Origin of the sequence: Bradyrhizobium sp. 192, assembly GCF_023100965.1 — a bacterium.
In the GTDB taxonomy this organism is placed as follows: domain Bacteria; phylum Pseudomonadota; class Alphaproteobacteria; order Rhizobiales; family Xanthobacteraceae; genus Bradyrhizobium; species Bradyrhizobium symbiodeficiens.
Genome location: NZ_CP064690.1, coordinates 5,213,825 through 5,234,552, shown reverse-complemented (window position 1 = coordinate 5,234,552; position 20,728 = coordinate 5,213,825). Strand labels below are relative to the sequence as shown.

The 20,728-nt window shown below is 64.4% G+C and carries 18 protein-coding genes; 8 read left to right on the top strand and 10 right to left on the bottom strand.

What is annotated here, in order from left to right:
• Window positions 1-7: 7 nt before the first annotated feature.
• Both IVB24_RS24180 and IVB24_RS24175 read right to left on the bottom strand, forming a co-directional pair.
• Window positions 8-247 (bottom strand): hypothetical protein, encoded by a 240-nt coding sequence (locus IVB24_RS24180; RefSeq protein WP_094974485.1) that lies wholly within the window; start codon window positions 245-247, stop codon window positions 8-10.
• Between the two features lie 72 nt (window positions 248-319).
• A complete protein-coding gene (locus IVB24_RS24175; RefSeq protein ID WP_007591938.1) occupies window positions 320-526 on the bottom strand; it encodes a cold-shock protein in 207 nt (68 codons plus the stop codon).
• A 374-nt stretch (window positions 527-900) separates the two neighbouring features.
• Between IVB24_RS24175 and IVB24_RS24170 the strand changes: the two genes are divergently transcribed.
• Window positions 901-2,025 carry an autotransporter outer membrane beta-barrel domain-containing protein gene (locus tag IVB24_RS24170; protein ID WP_247769293.1) on the top strand — a complete coding sequence of 375 codons (1,125 nt, stop codon included), beginning with the start codon at window positions 901-903 and terminating at the stop codon, window positions 2,023-2,025.
• A gap of 11 nt (window positions 2,026-2,036) precedes the next feature.
• On the opposite strand, the gene IVB24_RS24165 is transcribed toward IVB24_RS24170, so the two are convergent.
• Window positions 2,037-3,077, bottom strand: a complete 1,041-nt coding sequence (locus tag IVB24_RS24165) for a LysR family transcriptional regulator (RefSeq protein WP_094974483.1) — start codon at window positions 3,075-3,077, stop codon at window positions 2,037-2,039.
• Window positions 3,078-3,148: 71 nt separating this feature from the next.
• Between IVB24_RS24165 and IVB24_RS24160 the strand changes: the two genes are divergently transcribed.
• From IVB24_RS24160 to IVB24_RS24140, 5 genes are all read left to right on the top strand, one after another.
• A complete protein-coding gene (locus IVB24_RS24160) occupies window positions 3,149-3,766 on the top strand; it encodes a hypothetical protein (protein WP_247769292.1) in 618 nt (205 codons plus the stop codon).
• A complete protein-coding gene (locus IVB24_RS24155) occupies window positions 3,753-4,373 on the top strand; it encodes a GNAT family N-acetyltransferase (protein WP_094974481.1) in 621 nt (206 codons plus the stop codon). The genes IVB24_RS24160 and IVB24_RS24155 overlap by 14 nt, the downstream gene beginning before the upstream one ends.
• Window positions 4,374-4,398: 25 nt before the next feature.
• Entirely contained in the window at window positions 4,399-4,962 is a 564-nt protein-coding gene (locus IVB24_RS24150) for an isochorismatase family protein (RefSeq protein WP_140479246.1), read from the top strand.
• A 29-nt stretch (window positions 4,963-4,991) separates the two neighbouring features.
• Entirely contained in the window at window positions 4,992-5,162 is a 171-nt protein-coding gene (locus IVB24_RS24145; RefSeq protein WP_162848646.1) for a hypothetical protein, read from the top strand.
• Between the two features lie 216 nt (window positions 5,163-5,378).
• Window positions 5,379-6,761, top strand: coding sequence for an aspartate aminotransferase family protein (locus IVB24_RS24140; RefSeq protein ID WP_247769291.1), 1,383 nt, complete (start codon window positions 5,379-5,381; stop codon window positions 6,759-6,761).
• Window positions 6,762-6,850: 89 nt separating this feature from the next.
• Here IVB24_RS24140 and rnd read toward each other — a convergent pair whose 3' ends face one another.
• The 6 genes from rnd to IVB24_RS24110 all read right to left on the bottom strand — a co-directional run bounded on the left by rnd (window position 6,851) and on the right by IVB24_RS24110 (window position 14,101).
• Entirely contained in the window at window positions 6,851-8,002 is a 1,152-nt protein-coding gene (rnd, locus tag IVB24_RS24135; RefSeq protein ID WP_094974477.1) for a ribonuclease D, read from the bottom strand.
• Between the two features lie 411 nt (window positions 8,003-8,413).
• Window positions 8,414-9,748 (bottom strand): ABC transporter substrate-binding protein, encoded by a 1,335-nt coding sequence (locus IVB24_RS24130; protein ID WP_247769290.1) that lies wholly within the window; start codon window positions 9,746-9,748, stop codon window positions 8,414-8,416.
• 11 nt (window positions 9,749-9,759) lie between these two features.
• On the bottom strand, window positions 9,760-10,629 hold the full coding sequence (locus IVB24_RS24125) for a carbohydrate ABC transporter permease (RefSeq protein ID WP_247769289.1): 870 nt from the start codon (window positions 10,627-10,629) through the stop codon (window positions 9,760-9,762).
• Entirely contained in the window at window positions 10,626-11,576 is a 951-nt protein-coding gene (locus tag IVB24_RS24120) for a sugar ABC transporter permease (RefSeq protein WP_247769288.1), read from the bottom strand. Before IVB24_RS24120 ends, IVB24_RS24125 begins: the two co-directional genes overlap by 4 nt.
• 1 nt (window position 11,577) lies before the next feature.
• On the bottom strand, window positions 11,578-12,426 hold the full coding sequence (locus IVB24_RS24115; protein ID WP_247769287.1) for a phosphodiesterase: 849 nt from the start codon (window positions 12,424-12,426) through the stop codon (window positions 11,578-11,580).
• Between the two features lie 202 nt (window positions 12,427-12,628).
• The gene (locus IVB24_RS24110; RefSeq protein ID WP_247769286.1) at window positions 12,629-14,101 is read right to left on the bottom strand and encodes a protein adenylyltransferase SelO; all 1,473 of its coding nucleotides are present in this window, start codon (window positions 14,099-14,101) and stop codon (window positions 12,629-12,631) included.
• A gap of 196 nt (window positions 14,102-14,297) precedes the next feature.
• On the opposite strand from IVB24_RS24110, the gene aspS reads away from it, so the two are divergent.
• Entirely contained in the window at window positions 14,298-16,070 is a 1,773-nt protein-coding gene (gene aspS, locus IVB24_RS24105) for an aspartate--tRNA ligase (RefSeq protein ID WP_094974471.1), read from the top strand.
• A 64-nt stretch (window positions 16,071-16,134) separates the two neighbouring features.
• On the opposite strand, the gene IVB24_RS24100 is transcribed toward aspS, so the two are convergent.
• Entirely contained in the window at window positions 16,135-18,102 is a 1,968-nt protein-coding gene (locus IVB24_RS24100; RefSeq protein ID WP_247769285.1) for a hypothetical protein, read from the bottom strand.
• Window positions 18,103-18,348: 246 nt separating this feature from the next.
• Here IVB24_RS24100 and IVB24_RS24095 point away from each other — a divergent pair, with 246 nt between their 5' ends.
• Window positions 18,349-20,655 carry an NADP-dependent malic enzyme gene (locus tag IVB24_RS24095; protein ID WP_094974469.1) on the top strand — a complete coding sequence of 769 codons (2,307 nt, stop codon included), beginning with the start codon at window positions 18,349-18,351 and terminating at the stop codon, window positions 20,653-20,655.
• The last annotated feature ends 73 nt before the right edge of the window (window positions 20,656-20,728 follow it).

Below are 20,728 nucleotides of genomic sequence, written 5' to 3'. Positions count from 1 at the left end.
CCCGGGCTCACGAGCCGCGAAATAACAGATCGACTGGTTTGTACATTTGCCGAGGCTGATCGAACACACCTTCGAACGCCTCATCGGGAAGCTCCGAGCCGAAAACGTCGAAAGCACCGTTCACCCCGACATCAGTGCCTGCGATAACGCCTGCCGAAGCCGAGCGTTGCTGCTCATCAGTCGTCATCGGTGGTGGCTTGGTGGTGATGGTCGGCTCCAAAGCAACGGCGGCTTTCGCTAATATCATCCAACAAAAACAAAATCCCCCGGCAGAGCCGGGGGCAACGTCATGTTCTCTCGTGTGTAGCCTTGAGAGAAGTCAGGAGACCTTGAGGTTCTCCGCGGATGCCTTGCCGCGGTTCTCCACGAGGTCGTATTCAACCACCTGATTTTCGTTGAGGGTCGAGAGTCCGGCGCGCTCGACGGCGGAGATGTGGACGAAGACGTCCTTGTCGCTGCCGTTCGGCTTGATGAACCCGTAGCCCTTGGTCGGGTTGAACCATTTGACGGTGCCCTTTTGCGGCATCGCTAGTCTCCTCCGCTAGATACAAAAACGACGCGGCCGCTTTTCGCGTGCCACGCCACAAACGGGCTTCCGGAAGTCTGTTCGAGTCTTGAGTCTCAATGTCGCGAAACGCACAGTCGAGCGGCCAATTCCGATTGTGTCCGATATTGCAACATGAAAATCGCCCGTTAGCAAGCCGTGCGCGGATTTCAAGGGCGAGCCGTTTGTGCCGACCCGCAATTTCCGACCTGTGGCCGCGGAACCACAATCGAGGGCAATAGCCTCGGTGACAGCGGGCCAAGCGGTTGACCCTCCGTAGCAGTTCGGCGCAAATCGCGACGTGCGCCGCGCCTGTTGCATTTTTGCGCGCCGCCATTTGCTTCGGGATTTTCGTCATGTGCTGCACATCGCAGCCCTCCGGGACACGGCAGGTAAGTGGAGGAGCCCGGGTTCGCCGGACGACGGCCAACGTCGCGGGTACCGTCCTGGCTGGTTTGATGGTGCCGGCCGCTTTTTCTCAGGTGGCGCCGCCGCTGCCGCCTCCCACGCCCTCGGCCGTCTCGACCAACTACGACCAATCGGCCGGCAACAGCGCGCTCAATCTCGGCTCGAACTTCCTGGAGCGCCTCGGCAACCAGGCATCAGGCGGCGTCAACCGGACGTTCCGGACCAATCCCGGCGGCGGCGGCGCATCCGCGAGTGCGGAAGACCCGCGCTATCGCACCTGGTTCGAGGGCTACGGCATCTCGGTGCGGACAGACGCGCAAGGGGACTTCGTCGGCGACAGGCGCAAGACGGTCGGCGGCGTTGCCGGCTTTGGCGCGCGGGTGTCGCCGGGCGTCAATCTCGGCTTCTCCGTCGACCAGAGCCACACCGACGTCGACGTGCCGCTGGCGCTGCAATCGGCGACGCTCGACCTGACGCAAGTCGGCATCAACGGTTCGGTCGACAAGGGGCCATGGACCTGGGCCTTTGCCGTGGTGCACGGCTTCGGCAAGGTCCGTTCCAGCCGCGACACCGGCCTTGGCCTTGCGACCGCGGGCTATCGCGCCGCAGTCGACGGCGCGCTGACCGAGATCAGCTATTACTGGACCAAGGACCAGATGCGGATCGTGCCCAAGGGCGCGCTGGAATATGTGCGCGCCACCAGCGCGGCGTTCCAGGAGGCCGGCGGCCTCGATCCGCTCACCGTCGGTTCGACCACGCTCTCGCGCGCACGCATCATGGTCGGGGCCGAGATCGGCCGCTACTTCATCATCGACCAGAGAATCCTGGACCTGTCGGCCTACGGCAAGCTCGTCGACAATTTCCATCAGGATTTGGGATTGATCCAGGTCAGCCTCGGCACCCAGAACATCGTGGTGCCCGGCATCGGCGAGAGCCGTTACGGCATGGATGCAGGTGCCTCGGCTTCGCTCAGCCTGACCAGTGTGGCGCGGCTCTACGTCAATTACGACGGCAAGTTCCGCAACGAGCTGACGTCACACCAGGGCACGGTCGGCTTCGAATATCGCTGGTAGGCAGAGACCTTCTAAGCCGGCGTCGCCGCGACATATCCCGTCAATCCAAATCCCTCGCGCGCGGCCGTCATCATCGGCACCAGCGCGTTCGGATGGATGAATTCGTCGCGAAAGCAGGGATAGATCTTGGGATCGAAGATCTTCTTCAGCCAGTCGATCACGATCTTGTGGCGCTCGGAGGTTCGAAACTCCTTGTGATAAGTGAGCCAGAGATCGGCGTGGTGGCTGACGCCGAGATCGACGGCGATCAACGGCGCGCCCAGCGCGATCGAGACCGTCGGCAGGAAGCCGATGCCGGCGCCGCGCTCGACGGCATAGAGCGCGCCGACCGAGGAATTGGTCTTGATCCCGACGATGCCCTCGAGCGACTTCAGTCCGAGCACGCGGGCGTAGGCGCTGTCGTCGACCTGCGGCGCGCTCTGCTTGATGATGCGGTGGTTATTCAGTTCGGCGAGCGTCGTCGGCACGCCGTAGAGGCTTTCGTACTCCTTTGAGACGAAGGGATAGATGTGCAGACGGCCGAGCTTGGCGACGATCAGGTCGGGATTGGTCGGAGGCTCGAGCTGGATCGCGATGTCGGATTCAAGCCGTGCGACGTCGGCCTGCTCCATCGCGCAACGCAAATCGACGGTGATCTTGCGGTAGGTCTTCTGGAAGTCGATCAGTCGCGGAAGGATCCAGAAATTGCCGGGACCTTCGGTCACCGCGACGCGCACGGTGCCGGAAGTGTCGTTCGACGACCGCGAGGCGCGCCGAAAGACGTTAAAGGCATGACGCTCCATATGCGCAACGTCGGCGATCATCGCGGTGCCTTCATCGCTGAGCGTGAGCCCGCTCTGGTCGCGCAGGAACAGCTTGCAGCCGATGCTCTCTTCGAGCCGGTCGATCCGGCGCATCAGCGTGGTCGAGGTGAGCCCGAGCTCCTCGGCGGCATTGCGAAAACTTTTATATTTTGCGCACGCTAAAAACAGTTTCAAATCGTCCCAGGACGCATCCAGGGCTTCTTCACCGTGCTGCGTCACCGCAGCACCCCGGTGCAATAACTGCTGCATACTCCTGATCCCCAGCCGCTAAGCTCATCGGCATAGCGGGGCACGAAAGCCTCGAACGATAGAGGCGTGACATGTGTATGGAAAGGGGCTCGTTTGCCGCAAGGCATGATTTCGATGCCTTGCCGCTGAGCCCGGATGTCGAAGTCCGTTGCGCGCAATCTTCCGAAATTGCCGTGCTTGCACAGATGGCGCACCGGCTGGTGCCGGGCGTTCGGATCGGGGCCGCCGAGCTTGCGCGATACGTCGCGTTCGACCCCCAGAGTATCCTGACGTTCACCCGGAAGGGCGATCTCGTCGGCGGCATGGCGTTCCTGTTCCTCAACGACCGCGGGCACGATGCGCTGATGCTCGACGAGATCTGCCTCACGGCGCCCGAGACGCACTATCTCGCTTCCGCGAAAGAAGACGTCGCTGCCATCTACATCTGGGCGATCGCGGCGACACGACGCGGGATCGCCGGTCTCGGCAAGGCTGCAGCACATCTCCGACAGCTAAGGTTTCGCGGCGCCGATTGCTATGCGCAGCCGTCAACGGTGGCCGGACGCGACATCATGAAGGCGACCGGGTTTGCGCCGGTCCCGAGCTTCCAGCCCGACCTCTGGTGCTACGAGCGGCCCTGGCATCGCCAGCCGCTGCGCATGCCGGGCGCGATCATACAGGCAAGGAGTTTTGCAGATGCACGGTACTAGGATTCCTCTCGCCAAGCCCAGTTCCCGGGCCATCTCCATCCGTCTTGCGCGCGATCCCAGCGATCTCATGCTGGTCACGGCCATCCGTTCCGCGGTCTATCTCGCCGAGCAGGATTGTCCGTTCGAGGAGGAGTTCGACGGCAACGACATGGTCGCGGCCCATTTCATCGGCTTCGTCGGCAACGAGCCCGCAGGCTGCCTGCGGGTGCGCTTCTTCGGCGATTTCGCCAAGGTGGAGCGGCTCGCGGTGCGTCACCAATACCGGCGTTCGCGCGTCTCGTTCAAGCTGGTGCAGGCCAGCGTCGACTATGTGAAGCGCAAGGGCTTTCGCAAGATCTATGGCCAGGCACAGGACCGGCTGGTCGATTTCTGGGCCCATTTCGGCGCCAAGCCGCTCGGCCACAATCGCAAGGTCACCTTTTCGGATTTTTCCTACACGGAAATGCTGCTGGAGATCGAGCCGGGCCCGGACGCGATCACGCTGGACAGCGATCCCTACGTGATCATCCGTCCCGAAGGCGATTGGGACCGGCCGGGCGTGCTCGACGCCTCGGCGGGGCGGGCCGTGACCTCACCGCTGCGGGACCTCGCGCTCGCCGACCGTTGAAACTGATGCAGCTCTGCGCAAGACAATGCTGGCTTCCATCCATGATGATCCGCCGATCCTGGTCTGCGCGGATCTCCAGGGCGAATATCTGACCCCCGGGCGTCGCCACGTCATCCTCGACGGCGACGCCGTCACGTCGCGCTGCCTGGAACTCCTGACCGTGTGGCGGGGCAATCTCTGGCCGGTGATGCATCTGAAGCGCATCGCGCAGGCGGCCTGGTTCAATCCGGCATCGAGGCTGACCGATTGGATCGCGGCGACCAAGCCGCTGCCGGGGGAGCTGACGTTCGAGCACCCGCTGCCGTCCGCTTATAGCTCGTCGCGGTTCGTGGATTACATGTCCAATATCCGCACTGTACGCTGCATTCTGATCGGTTTCTCCCTGGATGAGACCATTTTGGCCACCGCCTCCGATGGGTTTCACCGCAGCCACCGCTATCTAGTGGTCGCCGACGCCGTGGCTTGCCGGCAGCCTGGTACAGGCGATGCCGCCGCCTATAAGCATGCGGTAGTGAATGTCATCGGGAATTTTGCTACAATCCAGTCCAGCGCCGAACTGCTCAGAACCAGCGGCGCCGTTGCGGTGTAGGCGGCCGCGACCGGCCGATGGGGTGGAGATTGTCGCGGGGAGACGAGCTCAAGGAGCTGGCGAGCGATCTGTCGCGTGCGGCCGAGAGGGCGCGCGGACTTGGTTTGCCGACCACGGTCTATCTGCTCTCGATGGCGCTGGTGGAGGTGAGGGAAGCCGCTGCCGGCACTGACGACGGACATGACGACGACACGGCGTGAGAGCGGCTCCAGGTGCTGCGTCGAGGTGCCGCTTCGTCATGGGCGGATTTGTCACGTGCAGCGTTGTCGCGTGCATCTTTGTGCATCGCTGCTGAGCGCTTGTTGCCGACGAATTGGCGTTGCAAGTTCCGCGCTGCCGCAATAGCCAAGGTAATTGATCATCGAGTGATGACGCCGGCCCTGCCGGCGACGTGACGCTTTCAAGGATCTGCGCAAATGTCCATGCTGCCCAATTCGCAAGAAGCCCGCGATGTGGCCTACCAGCTCCATTCGTACACCAATGCGCGCGCGCATCAGCAGGCCGGTCCGCTGGTGATCGAGCGCGGCGAGGGGCCTTACGTGTTCGACGCATCGGGCAAACGCTATTTCGAGGCGATGGCAGGCCTGTGGAGCGTCGGTCTCGGCTTCAACGAGAAGCGGCTGGTCGAGGCCGCGCACAAGCAGATGCTGGCGCTGCCGTTCTACCATACCTTCTCCGCCAAATCGCACGGCCCCTCGATCGACCTTGCCGAGAAGCTGGTCGCGCTCGCGCCTGTACCGATGAGCAAGGTGTTCTTCACCAATTCCGGCTCGGAAGCCAACGACACCGTGCTGAAGCTGATCGCCTATCGTTCGAATTCGCTGGGCCAGCCGCAGCGCAAGAAGATCATCAGCCGCATGCGCGGCTATCACGGTGTCACAATTGCATCCGCCAGCCTGACGGGCCTGCCGAACAATCATCGCTCGTTCGATCTACCGCTGCCGAACATCCTGCACATCGGCTCGCCGCACTTCTACAAAGACGGTGCGCCCGGCGAGAGCGAGGAGGCCTTCGCGACGCGGCGGGCCGAGGAGCTCGATGCGCTGATCCAGAAGGAGGGGCCTGAGACGATCGCGGCCTTCTTCGGCGAACCGGTGATGGGCGCGGGCGGCGTCGTCGTGCCGCCGGCGACCTATTGGGACAAGATCCAGGCGGTCCTGAAGAAGTACGACATCCTGCTGGTCGCCGACGAGGTGATCTGCGGCTTCGGCCGCACCGGCAAGATGTTCGGCTGCGAAACCTACGGCATCAAGCCGGACGTGATGGTCGTCTCCAAGCAGATCACGTCGAGCTATTTCCCGCTCTCGGCCATCATCATGAACGACCGCATGTTCGAGCCGATCGCGGACGAGAGCAACAGGATCGGCGTGCTCGGTCACGGCTTCACCGCGGGCGGCCATCCGGTCGGCTCGGCGATCGCGCTGGAAAACCTCAAGATCATCGAGGAACGCGGCCTGGTCGCGCATGCCGCCGAGCTCGGTGCCTACATGCAGGGCAAGCTGCGCGAGCTCACCAGCCATCCGCTGGTCGGCGAGGTTCGCGGCGTCGGCATGATCGCGGCGATCGAGCTCGTGCTCGACAAGGGCCGCAAGACCGCCGCGGCGACGCCCGGCGCCGTCGGCGGCATGGCGAGCCGCATGCTGCAGGAGCGCGGCGTGATCTCCCGCAACATGCTGGACGCCATCGCCATCTGCCCGCCGCTGATCGTCACCAAGGCCCAGATCGACGAGCTGATCGCGGCGATATCGGGCGTGCTCGACGATATGAAGCCGGAAGTCGGGAAGCTGACGCCGGCGTAAGGCGGGCTTCCTAGCGGGCGGAGCGGCTCGCCACACTCTTGGTGTCGTCCTGGCGAAAGCCAGGACGATCTCGGGGAGGGCGCGCGGGCCTATTCCGCCCGCTGAACCCCGATCACGCGGCCTTTCTCGACCGCCAGCGCGAGTTCGCCGCGCTTCAGCTTCAGCGCGGCATCGCCGAACAGCTCGCGGCGCCAGCCGCGCAAGGCGGGGACGTCGGCCTCGTCGTCGGCTGCGATCTCTTCGAGATCGTCGACCGTGGCGATCACCTTGCTGGCGACCGCATGGCGCTCGGCGGTCATCCGCAGCAGCACCTTCAACAGCTCGACGATGGCGGCGCCATTGTTGTTGTTGCGCGGCTTTTCCAGCTTCGGCAGCGTGGCAGGATCGCGCGCCAGTCCGCGCGTGACCGCGGCGACGATGTCCGCGCCCCATTTGGATTTCTCAAAGCCCTTCGGCACCGAGCGCAAGTTTGCGAGCTTCTCCAGCGTATTCGGCGCGTGGGTGGCGATATCGCTGATGGCCTCGTCGCGCAGCACGCGGCCGCGCGGTACGTCACGGCTCTGCGCTTCCTGCTCGCGCCAGGCCGCGACCTCCATCAGCACTGCGAGATCCTTCGGCTTGCGCACCCGCGTCTTCAGCCGCTCCCAGGCACGCTCGGGGTGGAAGTCGTAGGTCTTGGGCGAGGTCAGGACCTCCATCTCGATGGAGACCCATTCGCTGCGGCGGCGCTTCTTCAAATCGGCGTCGAGCGCTGCAAACACGTCGCGCAGATGCGTGACGTCGGACACCGCGTAGTGCATCTGCTCCTTGGTCAGCGGCCGGCGCGACCAGTCGGTGAAGCGGTGGGTCTTGTCGGGGCGGTGGCCGGTGACCTTCTCGACCAGGGCGTCGTAGGCGATGCTGTCGCCGTAACCGAGCACCATCGCGGCAACCTGGGTGTCGAACACCGGGTGCGGGATGATGTTGGCCTGGTGCCAGATGATCTCGATGTCCTGGCGGGCGGCGTGGAAGACCTTCAGCACGGCCTCGTTGGCCATCAGCTCGAAGAACGGCTTGAGGTCGATGCCTGCGGCCAGGGTATCGACGACGATGGCTTCCTCGGCGCTGGCCATCTGCACCACGCATAGCAGCGGGTAGTAGGTGGTCTCTCGCAGGAACTCGGTATCGACGGTTATGACGGGGTGCTTGGCCAGTCGGCTGCAGGCAGCCGCGAGGTCAGCGGTGGTGGTAATCAAATCCATGAACGACCCATGACACGTGATATCAGCCGATCTGCCGAAAGTGCTGTGATGTCAAGGGGCTCAGTGCGAATTCGAGCCTTGCATTCGGGCCGGAATCGCTTTTTCCGACGAAATTCCTATTCGTAGCGGACCCGGTGCGAGGATTTGCGGCCGCGGGGCAGCGCCACCACGACCACGCACATGGCGACCAGCGCCAACCCCAGGAACTCGATAACCAACAGATCCACGGCGAAACCTCCAGAAACATAGGTAGATTTGTCGGGGGTGCGTTGAGGGTCTGTTAATTGCAATGGTTACCGGCGGCGCGGTCGGTCGGATGGTGGACGGGGGGTTAATGGCGGGGGCCGCCTAAAGCGAAATCGGCGCCCCGCATGACGGAGCGCCGATGGTCGTTGGCGGTTGCAGCGAGCCTTACGGCAGCTTCAGCGAGGTATCCGCGTTGTACGGCTTGAGCGTCTCGTCGGCGGCCTTTTGCGCGGCGACGAGGGCTTCCTTCGGCTGCTTCTTGCCGTTGAGGACCAGCATCACCTCGTCCTCCAGCGTCTTGCGCACCGGCACGGTCTTGTAGGTCGCGAACCACGGCTTGGCGACGTCGAGCTGCTCGACGGCGGTCTTGGCGTCCGGGTTCTTGTTGAGGAAGTCGACCATCTCGGGCGTCTTGTACGCCGCCATGTTGGGCGCGAAATAGCCGGTGGCGCGGCTCCACCAGCCGCTTTTCTCCGGCGAGGTCATCCACTTGATCAGCGTCCAGGCCGCCTTCTGCTTGTCGGCCTCGAGCCCTGCCGGAATGATCAGCGAGGCGCCGCCGATCGGCACGGCGTTGCGGACGTTGCGCGGGATGAACGCGACCTTGTAGGCGAACTTGGCGTTGTCGCGCACATAGGTCAGCGAGCCCGTCGAGAGCATCATCATCGCGGCATTGCCCGAGATGAAGGAGGTGCTGACGGCTGGTCCCGGCGTGGCGCCGGGGGCGTGGACCTTGTGCTTGTACACGAGGTCGTTCCACCAGGTGAGCGCGCCCAGCATCGAGGGCGTGTCGTAATAGACCTCGCCGCCGAACTCCTCGTTGTAGTAGCGCCCGCCATTGCTCATGGTGAGCGTTTCCATCATCCAGCCGCAATAGTCGTAGGCGCAGGGGATCGCGATGCCCCATTGGGTCACCTTGTCGCCCTCGCGCTTGGTGAGCTTCTTGGCCCAGTCGGTGAGCTCGGCCCAGGTCTGCGGCGGCTTGCTCGGGTCGAGGCCGGCTTCCTTGGCCTTGTCGGCGTTGATGTAGAGCAGCGGCGTCGAATTGTGGAACGGCACGCCGTAGACGGAGCGGTTGATCACCGCGTTGCCCTGCAGCGCGGGGAAGAACTGGCCGAGGAACTGCTCCTTGGTGGTGCCGTCGGCCTTGATCAGGGCATCGAGATTGGTCAGTTCGTTCTCGATCTGCATGTCGAGCAGGAAGTTCGCCGACATGATCACGGCGGACGGCGGCTTGCCGGCCTTGATCGCGGCGCGCGTCTTGATCAGCGTGTCGTCATAGGAGCCGGTGTAGACGGCGGTCGCCTTGATATCGGGGTGACCGTCGTTGAACTCCTTGATCAGGGTGCCCATGTCGCGGGCGAGCTTGCCGTCGACGGGGACGGGAAAGAACAGATCGATCTCGGTCGGGCCTTCGCCGGCAAGAGCCGGAAAGGCGAGGGCGCTTGCCAGAGTACCTGCCATAGCGAGGCCGAACATGAGCCTGCGGGAAAACAGCATCGAAGAATCTCCTATTTGATGCCTGAGGTGACGAAAGAGCTGATGAAGCGCTTCTGGAAAATCAGGAACGTGATGAGCAGCGGTGCGATCACCATCAGCGTGCCGGCGGCGATGGTGCCCCAGGCCTGCGTGCCTTCGGCGGTCTTGGTGAAGACCGAGAGCCCGACCGTGAGCGGCCGCTTGTCCGGCGAGTTGATCACCATCAGCGGCCACAGGAAGTCGTTCCAGTGGCTGGTCACCGAGATGATGGCGAAGGCCGAGAAGCTCGGCATCGACAGCGGCACGTAGATGTGGCGGATGCGCTGGAGCAGGCTCGCTCCGTCGATCAGGGCGGCATCCTCGAGCTCGGTCGGAATCGCCTCGAATGCCTGGCGCATCAGGAAGGTGCCGAAGGCGGAGGCGAAGAACGGCATCATCACGCCGGCGAGCGTGTCGTAGAGGCCGAGCCGCGCCACGAGGCTGAGATTCGGCACGATCAGCAGCACCGGCACCAGCATCAGCTGCATCAGGAATAGATAGAAGATCAGCGACTTGCCGGCGAAGTCGAGGCGCGCAAAGGCAAAGCCCGCCAGCGTGATCGTGACGAACTGCACCAGCAGAATGCCGGCGCAGATGATCGTGGTGTTGAGCGTGTAGCGCGGGAAGTCGCCGATCTCCCAGGCGTCCCTGACATTGTCGAGCGTCGGCTTCAGGCTCGGCATCAGCTCGGCCATGGCGTTGATGCCGTCGGAGGCCGGGCGCAGCGTCGCGACGACCATCCACAGGAAGGGGATGAGCCAGACGATCGCGAGCAGCACGGTCAGCAGGAAGCCGAGATTGGGCGTGATCTCGCCCCGTGTGGCGAGCGGGGTGTCCTTGTAGAGCCAGTCGATCAGCTTCATGGCCCGCCCTCGCGGTTGGCCATGGTGCGGAAGGAGAGCGCGGTCAGGCCCATCAGCGCGGCGAGCGTCAGCAGGGTCGCGGCCGAGGCCTTGCCGACGTCGTAATGCTCGACCGCCTGCTGGTAGATGTAGAACAGCACGAGGTTGGTCGAATTCGACGGCCCACCCTGGGTCATGACGAAGACGTGGTCGACCTGCGTCACCGCGTTGAGGATCGCGATGACGATGACGAACAGGAAGGTGGGCTTGAGCTCCGGCAGAATGATATGGCGCAGGCGCTGATAAGGCCCGGCGCCGTCGAGATGCGCGGCTTCCATCACGTCTTCGGGCACGGCCTGCAGGCCGGCGAGGAAGAACAGCATGTAATAGCCGGCGTTCTTCCAGATCGTGATGATCATGATCGCGTAAAGCGCGATGTCGGGATCGCCGAGCCAGTTCGGCAGCACCGGAAGCAGGCGGCCGATGTAGTAATCGAGCAGGCCGACATTGGGCAGGAAGATGAACATGAACAGCGCGGAGGCCGCGACCATCGGGATCAACACCGGCAGGAACAGCGCGGCGCGCAGCGCGCTGCTCACGGCATGGGTGCGCGACAGCGTCAGCGCGAACAGGAGCGCGAGGCCGATGCTCGGGATCGCCGTGCCGACCGCATAGACGAGATTGTTGACGACCGCGCCGGAGAAGGCGGGGTCGGCCAGCACCGCCGCGATGTTGTCGAGACCGACGAAGCGGACGGGGGCCTTCGGCGTGGCGCGCTGGTAGAGCGCATCGATCAGCACGCGGCCCATCGCGCCATAGGTGAACAGCGCGAGGAAGACCAGCGAGGGGAGCAGCAGGAGATAGGCGGGCAGCGAAGCTTTGAAGCGCGCGACGAGGCGCTTGGGCACGTCCAGGCGCGGCGCCGCCGAGGTCGCGACCGGAAGAGTCGCGGGTTCGGCGAGGCTCATCTCACCGCGCCGGAAAGTTGAGTGCATAGTCGCGGCCGTCCACCCCCGCCGGTGGCTCGAAGGGGAAGCGCAGACTGGTGTCGAGGAAGTCGTGGCTGTGTACGACCAGGTTCTCGTCGTCGATCAGCACCACGCCATAGGCGGGCGACTCGTGGCTGGCCAGATGCGGCGCGCCGGCGTCGAGCTCGAACCAGACCTGATGGTTGGTGCCGCGCAGGGTGGAGAACGGAATCTTGCCGTAGCTGCCGAAGATGGGACGGTGCACATGACCGAAGAAGAGGTGGCGGATGCGGGAGCGATGGGGCGCGATCACCTCGGCGAACTCCGCGCTCTGTTTCAGTCCGATCTCGTCCATCGCATGGACGCCGATCGGGAAAGGCGGGTGATGCATGAACACGACGAAGGGCTGGTCGGCGGGCGCGTTGGCAAGCGTCTTCGCGAGCCAGTCGAAGCGCTTGGCGCACATCTCGCCGGCGTGGCTGGTCTCGTCCAGTGTGTCGAGGAAGACGAACAGGCCGTGCTCGGTGGTGCGCGTGCCCTGCACGAAGCCGTTGGGATCGCGCGGCGCGGCCTTGAGCGCGTCGAGGCAGGTGACGCGGCGGTCGTGATTGCCGACCATGGCGATGTAGGGAATCTTGAGCGCGGCCATCGCGTCGGCGAAATTGGCGTAGGACTGAGCCTCGCCCCAATGGGTGAGATCGCCGGTCACGACCGCGAAGGCGGCGTCGGATTGATGCTTGTTGATGTCGGCAATGGCCGCGTCCAGCCGGGCGCGCGGATCGAGGCCATAGAGGGTCGAGCCGGGGTTCGCCAGATGCGTGTCGGTGAGGTGGATGAATTTGAAGGGCATGGCGCTTGTCAGGGGTGTTGGAGAAAGGACGTCTCCGGCAAGACGACCCTGACAGGCGGTTAGAGCGTGTGTGTTTCAGTTTGATGACAGCGGTTCCGGCGGGCAGACGTGTCCACAGGGCCCGCGGGACAGCAACGGACCGCGCAAGGCGCGATCCACGCAGTGGATAATTCAGGGATGGTAGTGAACGGTCGAACCCGCCTCACGTCCCGCAGAACGTCTGCAGCACACGCTGGTCCGGCAGCGGCGGATCGGCGTAGGCGGCATACGCGGGCTGATCGTCGAACGGCTTGGCCAGTACCTTCACCAATTCCTCGAACGGCGCGTAATTGTCGTCGTTGACGGCGGCCTGGATCACGGCTTCGACGCGATGGTTGCGCGGGATGAACATGGGATTGACCGCGTGCATCGCGGCCTGCCGCTCGGTAGCGCCTTGCTGCTCCAGCGCGATACGCGCGCGCCAGCGGCCGGCCCATTCGTCGAAGGCTGCGGGCTCCATGAACTGCGCGCGCGCATCCGCGCTGTCTTCAACGGCGGCGTCGCCGAGCTTGCGGAAGGTGAGGGTGAAGTCGGCCTGGTTCTTGGCCATGGCATCCAGCAGGTCCTGAATCAGCGCCTCGTCGCCGTCGCGCTCCGTGAACAAGCCGACCTTCCTGCGCAGGCCGGCCTGATAGGCGGCGCTGAATTGGTCGGAGAAGGCGCCGAGAATATCCTGGGCTTCGGCGACCGCCTTCTCCTGCTCGTCGGAGAACAGCGGCAGCAGGCATTCGGCGAGGCGCGTCAGATTCCACAGCGCGATGCGCGGTTGGTTGGCGTAGGCGTAGCGGCCCATCTCGTCAATCGACGAAAACACCTGCGAAGGGTTGTAGGCGTCCATGAAGGCGCAGGGGCCGTAATCGATGGTCTCGCCGGAGATCGAGGAATTGTCGGTGTTCATCACGCCGTGGATGAAGCCGACCAGCAGCCAGCGCGCGACGAGCTCGGCCTGGCGCGCGACCACGCCGGCGAGCAGCGCGTGATAGGGCCGCTCCAGGTCGCGCAGCTCCGGATAGTGCCTGACGATCACGTGGTCGGCGAGCCGCCGGACCGCCTCGGTATCCCGGCGGGCGGCGAAGAACTGGAAGGTGCCGACCCGGATGTGGCTCGCTGCGACACGCGTCAGCACCGCGCCGGGCAGCGCGGTCTCGCGGATGACGTGCTCGCCAGTGATCACGGCCGCGAGCGAGCGGGTGGTCGGAATGCCGAGCGCGAACATCGCTTCGCTGACGATGTATTCGCGCAGCACCGGCCCGAGCGCGGCGCGGCCGTCGCCGCGGCGGGAGAACGGGGTGGGACCAGATCCCTTGAGCTGGATGTCGCGGCGGACGCCGTCTCTGTCGATGACCTCGCCGAGCAGGATGGCGCGGCCGTCGCCGAGCTGGGGCACGAAATGCCCGAACTGGTGGCCGGCATAGGCCATGGCAATGGGATCGGCGCCTTCCGGAACCGTCTTGCCGGCCAGGATCGCCGCGCCTTCGGGGGTCTCCAGCAAGTCGGGATCGAGCCCGAGCTGGAGCGCCAGCGGCCGGTTCAACTTGATCAGCCGGGGGGCCGCGACCGGGGTCGGCGCAACGCGGGCAAAGAAGCTGTCCGGCAGCGCCGAATAGGAGTTCTGGAAGGGGAAATGCACTGTCATGGCCTCAAGATAGGGCTGGAACGGCTGATGGCAAAGGGATGGGCCGAGATTGGGTAAAATTGGGCGCTTCCGGCCCAAAACAGGGCGTTCCCTTGGTTGCCGCCCCCGGCCTCGTCGGGTAAACCCTGCCGCAATCTCGGACCGGCCGTGACAGGTCGTCCGATTCGTTTCCTCCGACATCATTTTTGGGACGACCATGCATCGCTACCGGTCACATACATGCGGCGCGCTCCGCGAGAGCAACATCGGCGAGACGGTCCGCCTCTCAGGCTGGGTCCATCGCGTTCGCGACCATGGCGGCGTGCTGTTCATCGACCTGCGCGACCATTACGGCCTGACCCAATGCGTGGTCGATCCGGACTCGCCGGCCTTCGCGCAGGCCGAGAAGCTGCGCTCGGAATTCGTGGTGCGGATGGACGGCAAGGCCCGCCGCCGCCCCGAGGGCACCGACAATGATGATCTGCCGACCGGCAAGATCGAAATCTACGTCACCGAGATCGAGGTGCTGGGCCCGGCCGGCGACCTGCCGCTGCCGGTGTTCGGCGACCAGGAATATCCTGAAGACATCCGCCTGAAGTACCGCTTCCTCGACCTGCGCCGCGAAAAGCTGCACCAGAACATCATGACGCGCATCGAAATCATCAAGTCGATGCGCCGGCGGATGGAGGGGCAGGGCTTCTTCGAGTTCAACACGCCGATCCTGACCGCGTCCTCGCCGGAAGGCGCGCGCGACTTCCTGGTGCCGTCGCGCATCCACCCCGGCAAGTTCTACGCGTTGCCGCAGGCGCCACAGCAGTACAAGCAGCTGCTGATGATGTCGGGCTTCGACCGCTATTTCCAGATCGCGCCGTGCTTCCGCGACGAGGACCCGCGCGCCGACCGCCTGCCCGGCGAGTTTTATCAGCTCGACGTCGAGATGAGCTTTGTCACCCAGGAAGACGTGTTCGCGGCGATGGAGCCCGTCATCACCGGCGTGTTCGAGGAGTTTGCCAAGGGCAAGCCGGTGTCGAAGAATTGGCGCCGTATTCCGTTTGCCGAGGCGCTGCGCAAATACGGCAGCGACAAGCCGGATTTGCGCAACCCCATCGAGATGCAGGATGTCTCCGAGCACTTCCGCGGAAGTGGCTTCAAGGTGTTCGCGCGCATGCTCGAAGATCCCAAGAACCAGGTCTGGGCGATCCCGGCGCCGGGCGGCGGCAGCCGTGCGTTCTGCGACCGCATGAATTCGTGGGCACAAGGTGAGGGCCAGCCTGGGCTGGGCTACATCATGTGGCGCGAGGGCGGTGAGGGCGCTGGTCCCTTGGCGAACAACATCGGGCCGGAGCGCACCGCCGCGATCCGCGCGCAGATCGGCACCAAGGAAGGCGATGCCGCCTTCTTCGTCGCCGGCGATCCCGACAAGTTCTGGAAGTTTTCTGGTTTGGCCCGCAACAAGGTCGGCGAGGAATTGAATCTCACCGACAAGGAGCGGTTCGAGCTCGCCTGGATCGTCGACTTCCCGATGTACGAGTACAACGAGGAGGACAAGAAGGTCGATTTCTCGCACAATCCGTTCTCGATGCCGCAGGGTGGCCTCGACGCGCTGAAGGGCCAGGACCCGCTGACCATCAAGGCGTTCCAGTACGACATCACCTGCAACGGCTACGAGATCGCCTCGGGCGGCATCCGCAATCACGTGCCGGAAGCCATGGTGAAGGCGTTCGAGATCGCAGGCTACGGCGAGCAGGAAGTGGTCGACCGCTTCGGCGGCATGTACCGCGCCTTCCAGTACGGCGCGCCGCCGCATGGCGGCATGGCCGCGGGTGTGGACCGCATCGTGATGCTCTTGTGCGGCACCAACAATCTGCGCGAGATCTCGCTGTTCCCGATGAACCAGCAGGCCATGGATTTGCTGATGGGCGCGCCGTCGGAAGCATCGACCAAACAGCTCCGCGAGTTGCATGTGCGGGTGAATCTGCCGCAGAAGTGAGGGGCGAAGCCCTTCACACCCGAACGAGGCTACGGCCCGTGAGCGTGCCGATGCCGGAAAAGTTCTAAAGCCCCGTCGACGCCTCGATCTTGAACTGCGCGAGTGCGCTCTCCGGGTCGCTCTGGACGAGCTGCATCAATTGCAGCAGCGGCACCTTGGCGCGGGGCGCGAGCTTGATGGTCAGCGTCTGCCCCGGCGTTTCGACGAAGCCAGCGAGCGCATCCACCGCGCCCCTGGTATCGGCATTGGACCCGGCGATCTTCTCGCCCTGGGCCCGGATCATCTCGACGATGGCGCTGCGCGCGGCATCGCGGCTGACATTCTGCATTCGCGAGAACTGCGCCACGACGAGATCGACGACGCCGCTGTCGCGCAAGGAGAGCTCGAACGCACCGGTTTCGACCTGCGCTGCCTGGCTCATCGCCTGCACCGGGTCGATCGTGAACAGGCTGCGCGGCACGTTGGCGAGTGCGAAGCGGGCCTGTGCCCTGGCGAGATTGCCGAGATCGATCGTGGCCGGCGCAAGCGCGAATGCGCCTGACGACTCCGTCCAGGCGGCGCCGAGATCGAGGTCGATCGCGAGCTTGTCCACGCCCGCCATGATCAGCGGCCGCTGCGCGGGATTGGCAGGATCGGTGGGAGTGACCATCTTCACGACCAGATTGGCCTTGCTTGGGATCGAGCCGACCAATTGCCCCCAGTTCAGGCTCAGCGTGTCGATGGTGACGAGCTGGCGCGTGTTCTTGTAGGGCGCCACCACGCCCTTGATTTCGGCGCCTTCGAGCACACGGAACAAGCCGAGCATCTGATCGGGCGAGGGCGGTTGTCCGGGCGATCGAAGACTTGCGGCCCAGCGCATCAGTTTCGCCGCGCTGAAGGACTTCAGAGCGAAGCTCTCCATCTTGAGCTGCCCCTGCGGCAGCGGCATGACGAGGCCTTCCAGCGCGATCTTGTCCTGGTCGTATTTGACGGCATTGAGTCGTCCCGTCCCTTGCGGCGTCTCGACCGTCTGCTTGCCGACTTCGACCTTGGCGATCTGAAAGCCCTCGAAGAAGTCGGCCACCTTTTCCATGATGTCGCGCGACTGCGCCGGCGTGGGGGTCGAGCCCTCGGCCGGCACCAGCGCGATGATCTCGGCCGGGCGGAATTTCGAAGGCCGGATCGCAATGTCGTCGAAGGTGAAGCCGTCAACCTGTACGCGCACGCCCGGTGCCGTCGTCACCACATATGAATTGGCGGTGACGCGCCGATAGACCTTGTGGAAACTGTCGTCGCTCGACCCTTGCTGTTCGAGCGCGGCCCTCACAGGGGTCGCGTCGAAATCGTAGGCGGCAAGTCCGGACAGCTCGCCGGTCATTCTCGCGGGCTTGCCCGGCTGGGCCAGATCGAGCGAATAGGTGAAGCGGTCCGTCTTTGCCGCTCCGATCTTGCCGCGATTGACGTTCTGGACCGACAGGCCCGCATAGACGTAATCTCCGCTGCCGGCATTGCCGGTGCCCGCATCGACGTTGACCGTGACGGTCGGCACCGCGATCGAGGAGGCCGAGACGGTCGCGTATTGCGCGAGCATGAAGCGGTACATGTCGATGATCGAGCCGGACAACGGAGCGCCGTCTGCACGGGTCGGGCCCGAAAAATCGCGGGCGCTGATCTGCGGAATCTTGTAGTTCGCCTTCAGCTTTGTGGGCTCGGTATACGAGAAGGCGACCTCGACCCCGGACACTTCAATGCTGTCGGCCGAGAAACGGGCGTCATCCGGTTGGCTTACGCCGACGGCCGTGACCTTTGCGATCTTGACGTTGGCGAGTTGCGGCTGGCCGGGCTCGACATTGATGTCCTCGATCGTCAGCGTCCGGCTCGCGAGTTCGAACGTGATCTTGCCGTGGCTCGCCTTGCCGCCGCCGGAGCGCATCCGTTCGAACGCCGTCTCGACCTCGGCGGTGGCCCGGTGCTGGACATAGAGATTGAAGCCGAACCATCCGCCCGCGCCGAGCACGAGGAGTGCGACCAGGCCGACCAGAATCCGCTTCATTCTCAGCTCCAGTTGCTCATTTTGCACCGCGCAACCTGCCATATTCGCAAAACGCGGCGCGGTCCATGGAAAGCTATGGTTTTCAAATGTTTGACCGCGCGGCCTGTTGATGGGGTCGCAATCCGATGTTGCCACCGGGGCGCCCGGCGTGCTTCATCCCGTTTCCATGACCCGGAATACCGCGACCCGCGACAGACCGGTCAGAACACCGTAGTTTGAGGCCGGTAACGCGAGGCAAGAGACCGCATGTCGTCCTATTCCGATGATCTCCACCAGGCGGCGCTGGCCTATCACCGTCTGCCGCGCCCCGGAAAACTCGAGATCCAGGCGAGCAAGCCGCTTGCCAATCAGCGCGACCTCGCGCTGGCCTATTCGCCGGGCGTTGCTGCGGCCTGCATGGAGATCGCCCAGAACCCGGGCGAAGCAGCCTCGTTAACGATCCGCTCCAATCTGGTCGCGGTGGTCTCGAACGGCACCGCCGTGCTCGGCCTCGGCAATATCGGCCCGCTGGCCTCCAAGCCGGTGATGGAGGGCAAGGCGGTCCTGTTCAAGAAGTTCGCCGGCATCGACGTGTTCGACATCGAGATCGCCGCCGATACCATCGAGCGCGTGGTCGAGACCGTGGCGGCGCTGGAGCCGACCTTCGGCGGCATCAATCTGGAAGACATCCGCGGGCCGGAATGCTTCGAGATCGAGGCGCAGCTCAAGGAGCGCATGAAGATCCCGGTCTTCCATGACGACCAGCATGGCACCGCCATCATCGTCGCCGCCGCCGTCACCAACGCCCTGCGACTCAACGGGAAGAAGCTCTCCGACGTCAAGATCGTGGCGTCGGGAGCAGGAGCTGCCGCGATCGCGACACTCAATCTGCTCGTGTCGATGGGCGCGCAGCGCAAGAACATCTGGGTCTGCGACATCGATGGCCTCGTTCACGAAGGCCGCAACACCACGATGGACCGCTGGAAGGCGGTATATGCGCAGAAAACCGACAAGCGCACGCTCGGTGACGTCATCGGCGGCGCCGACATCTTCATCGGGCTCTCCGCGCCCGGCGTGCTCAAGCCTGACATGGCCAAGGCGATGGGCGACAAGCCGCTGATCATGGCGCTTGCCAACCCGACCCCCGAGATCATGCCGGAGGAGGCGCGCAAGGTGCGCCCTGATGCGATGATCTGCACCGGTCGCTCCGACTATCCGAACCAGGTCAACAACGTCCTCTGCTTCCCCTTCATCTTCCGCGGCGCGCTCGATGTCGGCGCCAGCGCCATCAACGAGGAGATGAAGCTCGCGGCCGTCGAGGCCATCGCGCAGCTCGCGCGCGAGGCGCCATCGGATGCCGTCGCGCAGGGTTTCGACACCGGCGAGACGCAAGGCTTCGGCCCGGGCTCGCTGATCCCGAGCCCGTTCGATCCCAGGTTGATTCTGCGCATCTCGCCGGCGGTGGCGAAGGCGGCAATGGAATCCGGCGTCGCGACGCGGCCGATCACCAATTTCGACGAATACACCGCGCTGCTGGAGCGCTTCGCCTTCCGCTCCGGCCTCGTCATGAAGCCGATGTTCGCCAAGGCCAAGACCCAGCCGGTGCGCGTGATCTACGCCGAAGGCGAGGATGAGCGCGTGCTGCGCGCCACGCAGGTGGTGCTGGAGGAGAATCTGGCGCGGCCGATCCTGGTCGGCCGTCCGTCGGTCGTGGATGCCCGTATCAAGCGCTTCGGCCTCTCGATCCGCGCCGGCAAGGATTTCGACCTCGTCAATCCCGAGGACGATCCGCGCTACCGCTCCTACGTGCAGTCCTATGTCGAGGTCGCCGGCCGCCGCGGTGTGACGCCGGATGCGGCTCGCACCGTGGTGCGCACCAACAACACGGTGATCGCCGCGCTCGCGGTCATGCGCGGCGAGGCGGATGCCATGCTGTGCGGTGTCGAGGGCCGCTATATGAGCCATCTGCGCCATGTCCGCGAGATCGTCGGATTCTGTCCGGGCATCAGCGACTACGCGGCATTGGCGCTGCTGATCACGAGCAAGGGCGCCTTCTTCATTGCCGACACCCAGGTTAGGCCCAATCCGAGCGCGGAAGAGCTCGCGGAAATCGCCTCGCTCGCGGCGGTCCACGTCCAGCGATTCAACATCAAGCCGAAGATCGCCTTCGTCTCGCATTCGGATTTCGGCAGCTACGACACCGATTCCTCGCGCAAGATGCGCCGTGCGACCCAGCTGCTCAAGGAAAAGCATCCGGAGATCGAGGCCGACGGCGAGATGCAGGGCGACACGGCACTTTCGGCGGCCGCGCGGAAAATGGTGCTGCCGCACTCCAATCTCGAGGGCGAGGCCAACATCCTGATCATGCCGACGCTGGATACCGCCAACGTCGCCTATCAGATGATCAAGTCGCTGGCGGACGCGCTTCCGGTCGGCCCGATCCTGATCGGCCCGGCGCGCCCGGCACATATCCTCACCCCCTCGGTGACGGCACGCGGCATCCTCAACATGACGGCAGTGGCAGTCGTCGAAGCGCAGGAGCGCGCCGCGCGGCAGCCGACGTTGTTCACGTAAGGGCTGGTTCACGTAAGGGATCAACATTCCCCGAACTCGTCATGCCCGGGCTTGTCCCGCCTGCGCGGCCGAA